This window comes from Oribacterium sp. P9, from assembly GCF_046365365.1.
In the GTDB taxonomy this organism is placed as follows: Bacteria; Bacillota; Clostridia; order Lachnospirales; family Lachnospiraceae; genus Oribacterium.
Genome location: NZ_JBKEIS010000016.1, coordinates 44,497 through 53,145, shown reverse-complemented (window position 1 = coordinate 53,145; position 8,649 = coordinate 44,497). Strand labels below are relative to the sequence as shown.

7 protein-coding genes are annotated in these 8,649 nt (G+C 42.9%); 1 reads left to right on the top strand and 6 read right to left on the bottom strand.

What is annotated here, in order from left to right; all coding sequences use genetic code 11:
* Window positions 1–176: 176 nt before the first annotated feature.
* From ACK8P7_RS09190 to ACK8P7_RS09175, 4 genes are all read right to left on the bottom strand, one after another.
* On the bottom strand, window positions 177–716 hold the full coding sequence (locus ACK8P7_RS09190; protein WP_410043913.1) for a hypothetical protein: 540 nt from the start codon (window positions 714–716) through the stop codon (window positions 177–179).
* Window positions 717–728: 12 nt separating this feature from the next.
* Window positions 729–1,106, bottom strand: coding sequence for a DUF6508 domain-containing protein (locus tag ACK8P7_RS09185; RefSeq protein WP_410043912.1), 378 nt, complete (start codon window positions 1,104–1,106; stop codon window positions 729–731).
* Window positions 1,107–1,176: 70 nt separating this feature from the next.
* A complete protein-coding gene (locus ACK8P7_RS09180) occupies window positions 1,177–2,922 on the bottom strand; it encodes a DUF262 domain-containing protein (RefSeq protein WP_410043911.1) in 1,746 nt (581 codons plus the stop codon).
* A gap of 3 nt (window positions 2,923–2,925) precedes the next feature.
* A complete protein-coding gene (locus ACK8P7_RS09175) occupies window positions 2,926–3,141 on the bottom strand; it encodes a helix-turn-helix domain-containing protein (RefSeq protein ID WP_055166464.1) in 216 nt (71 codons plus the stop codon).
* A gap of 257 nt (window positions 3,142–3,398) precedes the next feature.
* Between ACK8P7_RS09175 and ACK8P7_RS09170 the strand changes: the two genes are divergently transcribed.
* Window positions 3,399–4,706, top strand: a complete 1,308-nt coding sequence (locus ACK8P7_RS09170) for an IS30 family transposase (protein WP_410043910.1) — start codon at window positions 3,399–3,401, stop codon at window positions 4,704–4,706.
* A 561-nt stretch (window positions 4,707–5,267) separates the two neighbouring features.
* On the opposite strand, the gene ACK8P7_RS09165 is transcribed toward ACK8P7_RS09170, so the two are convergent.
* Together ACK8P7_RS09165 and ACK8P7_RS09160 are read right to left on the bottom strand one after the other, a co-directional pair.
* Window positions 5,268–6,851 carry a recombinase family protein gene (locus ACK8P7_RS09165; RefSeq protein WP_410043909.1) on the bottom strand — a complete coding sequence of 528 codons (1,584 nt, stop codon included), beginning with the start codon at window positions 6,849–6,851 and terminating at the stop codon, window positions 5,268–5,270.
* Entirely contained in the window at window positions 6,833–8,611 is a 1,779-nt protein-coding gene (locus ACK8P7_RS09160; RefSeq protein WP_410043908.1) for a recombinase family protein, read from the bottom strand. The genes ACK8P7_RS09165 and ACK8P7_RS09160 overlap by 19 nt, the downstream gene beginning before the upstream one ends.
* Between the last annotated feature and the right edge of the window lie 38 nt (window positions 8,612–8,649).

Below are 8,649 nucleotides of genomic sequence, written 5' to 3'. Positions count from 1 at the left end.
TCGGTTGCCCTTACAAAATTGATACAATCACACGATTGCCCCTTTTGTACTCGTGAACGATGAACACTGTGTGCATTATGAACGATACGCACAGTGTGCAAGGTGTGTGCATAATCGAACGATAGCTTTTGTGCGTACATCGGCGGCACCTCCTTTCTCAGAAAATTCGTCAGCTTTTATTCTTCGTCTTCATCATCCTGAATCTCCGGCAAAGAGGAATTATTCCCAAAAGCCGAATTGATTCCAATACCCGCACCTACCGCAGCAATCACAATACCTATGCCCATCAGAATTTTGTTTCCCATTCTGTCGAGAAATTTCTTATTGTTCAAATCCGCTTCTGCTATTTTATCGGCTACAGCAATCATATCAACAGTAATTGACTGTCGTTCCTGATCAGAAATCTCTTCCTTTTCCATTCTTTTCGCCAAAGCATCAAGAATGGTTTGATACCCCTTGACAACTGATGCTTGACTCTCTTTATTATTTTCTAAGATGCTATTACACACTTCTGTGTATCGTTCTATAGCAATCTTTCCAAAATCCGCATATACCGGAAATTGATTTATAATGGCAATGGCAACATCTTTATCCATGTAAGGAATCATAGATGCAAATTGCATCACTTTATCTTTTGATAGGTTGCGAAACGAATCAATCTTTAAAGCACGCTTGACTGCATCTTCGCTCACATATCTTTTTGGTAGATTCTTCACAGCTTCCTCCTTCTATTTTGCAGCGACATTCTCTCCATCCGTGTCCAATGCTTTCAGTCTTTCAAGCCATCGTATAACAGATCCATTCGCAAAGAATCCAAGCAATGCCCCATCACAAAAACGTTCTGCACGGACAGCTCCAAGAATCATGGCAAATACACATTTTGCATCAAGATTTTCAACTACCGCTGTTGACATTGAATCCATGCCCCATTCGATGCCATTTTCTTTAAGGATTTCTGCATAGCTGCGTAACTCCATTTCTTCGTGCTTGTCCACGAAAGAATAGACATCATCAGTAAAGTCCCTGACCAGTCCAGAATAATTCACATAAGGCATTTGTATAGGATGCTCTGGTGTTCCGTCATTCTCATTGTCAATGATCCACATACCCTTTTCATCACCAGGAAACTCCAGCAAATATTTAGTTAGGCTCTCATACACGACATTCACCTCGCATTTACATCAATTCGACCTTCAGCTGATTCTTTATCTTTTTTCTTCTGTCTGAAACAAATTGCAAAAACTCATCGTAACTATACTGCATTTCCGGCAGATAATTTATTTTGCGATACTGGATTTTATCTGTATCTGTCGGGCATATCTCTGCAAACCATTCTTCAAAATCCTTGTCCTGTTTTTCAATATTCGGAATTGCCGCTAAGAGCTGAAGGTTACTGATATCATTCACATGATTCATGTATTCTTCGACTTTATCCTGCGCAATTCCCTTCTTCAGCAGAGATGTCTTAGTAAACTTGCTCTTGGGATAGATGTGGTCTATATGGAACTTGTTGTTGTAATCCAAAGAAGGATACAGCATCATCAAAACCATCAACGTATCTGCTCTACCATATTGAAGCTCTAACAGAGCCTCAATATCATCCTCCGTAAATACAATTGTTTTACTGGTTCCACGCAGTCTGTTGATAATTTCATCCAGCGGAAATTCCTTGTTTCCATTCGCTTTGATGACCTCGCGCAGAGGACGAAGAATGCTGTCTGCCTGTCCGCCAAATGCCCTTTTTATCAGGGACATTGTTAGCCATTTCTTGATTTTCTTCCTGTTATTAACCGTATTAGAAGAAACCTCGAAATTGCTCGGATTACCAATCATCATAAGATAATATGCAATCGGAATAACAGCATTATTGGATTTCAAGCTGTCTCTTGAAAATCCAAAGCTTGAAACAAGCAAAAATGCCTGAGTAATAGATGTTTTTATTGTTTGCCAGTTCTGCTCAATCTTGAGCATGTTTTGTTTGTTGAAATTATCGACCTTAAAAGCAATATCGCTAAACCCAGTCAACACCAAGGATGCCTTCAGAATGAAATCCTTGTTTACGTTAAAGCCAGAACCTATCGTGTTGATGTAATCGACAAACTCTGTGATTTCTTTCCTTGCATCTAAAGATTCCCACTGTGCTGTAGCAATCGATAATAACAAATCCGAGTAACTCAATACTGTACCACCGCTATTGACGCGAATGAAAATTTGCAGAACTTTGTCCAGTTCCTCTGATTTTACTTTGTAATAGCTGATGCTCGGCTGAGTATGGATCACCTTAAAAAGCTGCGATAATGTCGCATTTGCAAAGATACACTGATCCTGTGTGTAAGCACCAGAAAAAGCTATATTTTGCATCAGATAATTCATGACATCTCCTAATTCTGTCATGTCAAGTATCTTTCCAACTTCAAACCAGTAATGATCTGTGTCGTTCTTCACCTCATCAGCAGTGAGAAATGAAAATTCATATTTATCCGTTTCGTCTTTCGCCTGTTCAACAATATTCAAATAAAGCTTTCTCTCCGGGAATGCAGAGTTGTTCTTCCACTGTTTAAACGGCATTTTGAATGCATAAGTTCCCTTTAAGCCAATATAAATAGATGTCAATCTTTGCTGACCATCCAAAACAGCCATAACGTTGTCATTTCCAGTTAAGTTTATCTTCGGATTATGCCGTGCAGTTTTCTCATGATAATTCTGCAAAAAGGAATAGAAGTCATAGAGAGTATTTTGATCCTTAGACAGTTCCCAAAAAAGAAATGCGCCAAACGGATAGTCCTGCATTACACTGTCAAAAAGTCTCTCAATTTGTGCGGTACTCCATACAAATTCTCTTTGAATTGACGGGAGAACATATTTATTAGCAGAAATATCCTTCACGACTTCTGCTATCGTTAATGGTGCCTCATATGCCATTGATTATGCCTCCTCTTTTTTTACATATGTGAGCTGAATATCATAACCGAGAGCATCCAGCATCTCTACAAAAGTTTTATTAATAACGCCATCACCCTTTTTGATGATACGATTTACATATTGTCCTGTTGAACCAATCATCTCTCCCAGCTGTGCCTGTGTTTTTCCAGCTTCTATACACTTGATTTTTACATCTACTTCTATATTATTTTTCAGCATTCGTATCACCTCATCTGAAATTTGTAAAATAACACTAATCGGATAATATTATAACACATCTTTGCTTTCACTTCAATCTACTCATCTCAAAATTTGCACTTTGTACACATAGAGTGACTTGTCAAACTAACTTCCACCCCTCTTCTTCCAAAGATGGAACTTACTTATTCCAAATGCCATAGTGGAATTAAGTAATTCCAAATGCTATTCTTTGCAGGTTCATCGATGTATTCCCTCCGGCTCCATTGGAGGAACATATGAGCAAGAATAAACATCTCGTCCTGGCAGACCGGTGCGTTATTGAGCAGGGGCTCAATAACAGATCCAGCTTTAAAGAGATAGGTGCCCTTGTCGGGAAGGACTGCACCACCATTTCCAAGGAAGTTCGAAATCACATTTGTTTCGTAAAGAAAGGCGCACCGTACAGAAACTTCAACGACTGCGTCCACAGATTCCACTGTCACTATTCTGGTGATCTTTGCGATGAGTGCACACGTAAGCAAAAGAAAACCTGCAGCCTTTGCGGCAAGTGCACCTCCGTTTGCCCGGACTATGTAAAGGAAGAATGTTCTTTTCTCAAAAAACCGCCGTATGTATGTAACGGCTGCCCTAAACGGAATGCGTGCACACTCGAAAAACATCTCTACATAGCTCACGACGCCCAGCGTGAGTATGAGCTTGTACGAAGCGAATCAAGATCCGGCTTTAACCTTACGGACCAGGAGAAGGAGCTGTTAGACTTGGTCTTCACTCCTTTGCTGAAGAACGGTCAGTCCATTCATCATGTCATGGTGAATAACGCCGATCGGATTCCGCGCTGTTTAAAGACGATGTACCGGTATGTTGACGGTGGCGTTTTAGGTGCAAGAAACATCGATCTTCCACGGAAGGTAAGATTCAGACCTCGGAAGGCGATATCTGTCCCATTAAAGGTCGACAAGGCCTGTCGGGTGGGGCGGACCTACGAGGACTTCAAGATCTATCACTTTGAGCATCCTGAACTGCCTATCGTAGAGTTGGATTCCGTTGAAGGAGTAAAAGGCGGAGCCGTACTTCTGACGATTCATTTCGTCCGCCAGAAGTTCCAACTCGCTTTTCGCAGAGATGCAAATGACTCATTCTCTGTTATTGAGATCTTCAACGACCTGTACGAAAAGCTGGGCAAAGAACTATACATGCAGCTGTTTCCTGTCCTGTTAGCGGATAACGGCAGTGAATTCTCAAACCCTACTGCATTGGAATACGGTCCAGATGGCGAACTGCGTTCAAGGGTGTTTTACTGCAATCCTTCTGCGCCACACGAAAAAGGTGCGTGCGAAAACAACCATGAGTTTATTCGGAGAGTTATACCGAAAGGCACTGATATCGGTCCCTATTCACAAGACCAGATCGACCGGATGATGAACCACATCAATTCATACAGTCGTCCTGAGCTTGGAAACAAGCCTCCGTATTCTCTGATGGAGTTTTATTACGGAAAAGCGCTTTTGGAAAAATTTCGCTTTTCTGTGATTGCTCCAAACGACATCGTTTTGAAGCCTTCATTACTAAACCGTCATGATTAACAAAACGTAAAGGTCGGAACGAAGTCAAGAGACAGTACGCTGGGCGCTGCGCGCCCGAGCAGCTCTTGACGGAGTGACGAACCACATCCTCCCGCATGAGCAGCAAACGAGTTGCTGCCCTGCTTCCGGCGAGGACGGGTCTGGGCAGAGCCCAGTGAACCTGAAATTGTACTAAGCAAAAATTTTAGTCACTTTAGATCAGAGTTTCTGCGTAAGCAGAAACTTCCTTTTCAAAAGAAGAAAAGCCGGAACATAACGCATTCGATGACTCCTATATCTCCTAAACAGGGTGGAATTCACTAACTCCAAACAAGAAAATGTGAACTCGACTTCTCATTTTTATACGCATTTTTCCGACTTTTCTGTAAGTATAGCGGCGTTTCTCCGATTTTTCCATCGTTTCCGCTCTTTTTCGGCACAAAAAAACTCCACCCCGTGGAATTTACTCCTACAAGGTGGAATTTAGTCTTACAAACTGGAATTAGCTTTTACAACTGACCTTTGTACACATAGCAAAAACACCCAGGACATAAATCCTGAGTGTCGTATCTGCTTTATATCTTATTCTGCTTTCATTTCGGTGCCATCTTTGAATACCACCGTCACATCTTCCTTGCTTTTTACTACAATTTTCTCCACCAGACTGCTCCAAAGGGCATCGTCAAATTCTGTGATAACGCCTTCCTGGTCTTTCAGGACTGTGATGAATCTGCCCATCTGTTCATACCTTGCTTCATTGTCAGAAATTGCGGTGCTGACTTCATCGTACTGTGCTTTCAGCCTGTCATAGCGTTCCACCAAGGCGTTGTAGCGTTTATTGTAATCATCCTGGTCTTGTGCCACTCGTGCGTTCTCTGCTACCGCATTCTGCGTAAGTTCAACCGTCACAGCGATTTCCTCCTGCAGGGCATCACGCTTGGCTTCCAGTTCAGAATTATCGCAGAGCATCTTTCGTATCATTTCTGTGTTGGCAATGATCTCATCCTTCTCGGTAATCAATCGGTTTATAGCCTTTATAAAATATTCCCTGATTTCATACTCCGTCAGGTGCGGAGTTGAACAGCCCGTCTTATTTCGGAATTTGTTATTGCACTGGTAGATGATGCGGCGGTACTTGTCATTGGAATGCCACACCTTGGAACCATACCAGCCGCCGCATTCCGCACACTGCACTTTAGTAGAGAAAATGCTGACTCCGCTGTAGCGTTCTTTCCCTTTATTTCGCTTTGCAATTTCAGCCTGCACCAATTCAAAAATCTGCGGATCAATAATTGCCTCGTGGTTATTTTCTACATAATACTGCGGCACTTCGCCTTCATTGGTTTTCGTCTTCTTCGTCAGAAAATCTACTGTGTAGGATTTCTGCAGCAGAGCATCACCCTTGTATTTTTCATTGGTAAGAATACTCCGCACCGTTGACTGATTCCATTTATCCTTGCCGCCGGGTGTCTTGATGCCGCGTTTGGTAAGTTCTCCGGCAATGGTATGCATGGTCATGCCGTCTAGGAACAGCTTATAAATCAGCCTTACCGTTTTTGCCTGCTCCGGCACCACTACAATCGTTCCGTCCGGGCCTTTCTCATATCCAAGGAAACGGCTGTAAGCAAAGCTGACCTTTCCGTCTGCAAAACGCTTCCTGTGTCCCCATGTGACATTCTCCGAAATTGAACGGCTTTCTTCCTGTGCAAGGGAACTCATGATCGTAAGAAGCAATTCTCCCTTGCTGTCGAAGGTCCATATATTTTCCTTTTCAAAATAACATTCGATGTTGTGTTCCTTCAATTTTCGGATAGTCGAGAGGGAATCCACCGTATTTCTTGCAAATCGGCTGACCGATTTTGTAATGATAAGGTCAATCTTTCCTGCCAGGGCATCGGCAATCATCTGGTTGAATCCATCTCGGTGCTTTGTGTTGGTGGCACTGATTCCCTCGTCTGAATATAGTCCTGCGAACTCCCAGTCATCTCTTCCTTTGATATAATTCGTGTAATAATCCACCTGTGCCTCGTAGCTGGTCTGCTGATCCTCATGGTCAGTACTGACGCGGGCATATCCTGCCACCCTGCGTTTTTTCTTACTGTCCACAGGCTTTGCAGTGAACTTATTGATGGTGGCAGGAATCGTGGTTACTTTTCTTTTTGCCATGCTTTTCCACGCTCCTTCCTGAGATTTTTCATGCTCTCACTCATCTGCCGTTTCACTTCCGGTGTCCAGCGTTCCTTCATCAGCTGACGCATGTGCTGTTTGTATTCTTCCGTGTGAGGAACTCCTCGTTTCTTTTCCTCATAGCTTTGGCACTCGGTATGTCCATCCTTAAAATGGAATGTGGCCGTGCCATCCTTAATGACAGCCTTTTCTATTTGCACATCCATCCGTTCTTCCGAAAACGTATCTAACCCCAACACTTCACTGACGAGCGTTTCCATAGTAGACTGCTTGATTCCTGTATTTCCACAGGATTTGCAGCATCTCCAGTATCGATTTTTTGTACCATCAGCGTATGTTGTTCCCTGACTGCGATAATTTTCACCGCAGTTTCCGCATTTTATGAATCCAGTGAATGCTTTGTAACGGGACCGATTTGGATTGGTGGATTTGTTTTTATGTCTTTCGCCCCATTCTTTCCTGCGTTCTGCTGTCCACCAGTCGGTTTTGGCTGTAGATGACCATTTTTTCTGTTGTATCGTACCATCGGTAAAATGAAACTCAAGTGTATCGTCTCCGATAACTGTGATCTGCTCTACCTTCTCAGAGAATATCGTCTCATCAAATTCCTTAAGCCCCAGTATCTCGGCACAAACAGCTTTCAGCTTTATCTCCGGTATCGTCTTAGAAGGACAGGCGGCTTTTCCTTTTCTGTCATAAGTCTGGCATACCCAAACGTAATAGACTTCGTTTTTGTCTTTTCGCTGTCGCTTGCCGCTTCTTCTATAGCTTACACCACAGTTCCCACATTTGATTTTACTTGTAAAGCACGAGGTGTTTATGCTCCAGTTGGCAAACACCCCAAGCTCTCTGCGCCGCTTACGTTCCTCCTGAACAGCTCGGTATGTCTCCAGCGGAATAATTGCTTCATGTGTGTTTTCAACCCAGTATTGCGGCAGCTCTCCACGATTGATTTTGGATTTTCCCGTGATAGGGTCTGAAACATATTCCTTCTGAAAAAGCAGGTTTCCGGTGTAAGTAACATTGCTCAAAATCTGTCTGATGGATGTATTGCTGAAATGCTGTCCTTTATAGGACTTAACACCCATCTGCTCCAGTTTCTTTTCGGTGCTTTCTGCTGATAGTCCATTCAGGAAATCATCAAAAATCATTTTCACGATTTCTGCTTCCTCCGGCTCGACTACAAGATGATCGCCTTCCCAGCGGTATCCATAGATTTGGAAGCGTCCATTCGGAATGCCCTGTTCAAAGCGTTTTCTCGTACCCCACTTCACATTTTCGGAAATAGAACGGCTTTCTTCCTGTGCAAAGGATGCAAGGATGGAGAGCATCAACTCTCCGTCACCACTCATGGAATTGATATTTTCCTTTTCAAATCTCACTTCCACGCCGATGTCCTTTAAATGTCTGACCGTTTCCAGAAGGTCAACAGTATTTCTTGCAAAACGCTGTATGGATTTGGTGAGGATAATATCAATCTTTCCTGCTTCGCAGTCGGCAATCATACGAAGGAACTCCGATCGTTTGGCTGTACCGGTCCCGCTGATGCCATCGTCAGCATATACCCCTGCAAATTCCCATTCCGACTTTTTCTGTATCAGTGCATTATAGTAACTGATCTGTGCGGAAAGGGAATGGTGCATCCTCTCGGATTCCATCGAAATTCGTGCATAGCCAGCAACCTTTTTCTTTGCTGCAACAGCTGGCATGGTCGGCTCTATTTTGCTTATTTTTCGCACAAAATCAACTCCTTTCGCTACTATATATCACTCTGAAC

Coding starts and splice junctions, on each gene's coding strand:
- ACK8P7_RS09185 (WP_410043912.1), bottom strand. CDS start 1,106: ATGTGGATCATTGACAATGAGAATGACGGAACACCAGAGCATCCTATA.
- ACK8P7_RS09180 (WP_410043911.1), bottom strand. CDS start 2,922: ATGGCATATGAGGCACCATTAACGATAGCAGAAGTCGTGAAGGATATT.
- ACK8P7_RS09175 (WP_055166464.1), bottom strand. CDS start 3,141: ATGCTGAAAAATAATATAGAAGTAGATGTAAAAATCAAGTGTATAGAA.
- ACK8P7_RS09170 (WP_410043910.1), top strand. CDS start 3,399: ATGAGCAAGAATAAACATCTCGTCCTGGCAGACCGGTGCGTTATTGAG.
- ACK8P7_RS09165 (WP_410043909.1), bottom strand. CDS start 6,851: ATGGCAAAAAGAAAAGTAACCACGATTCCTGCCACCATCAATAAGTTC.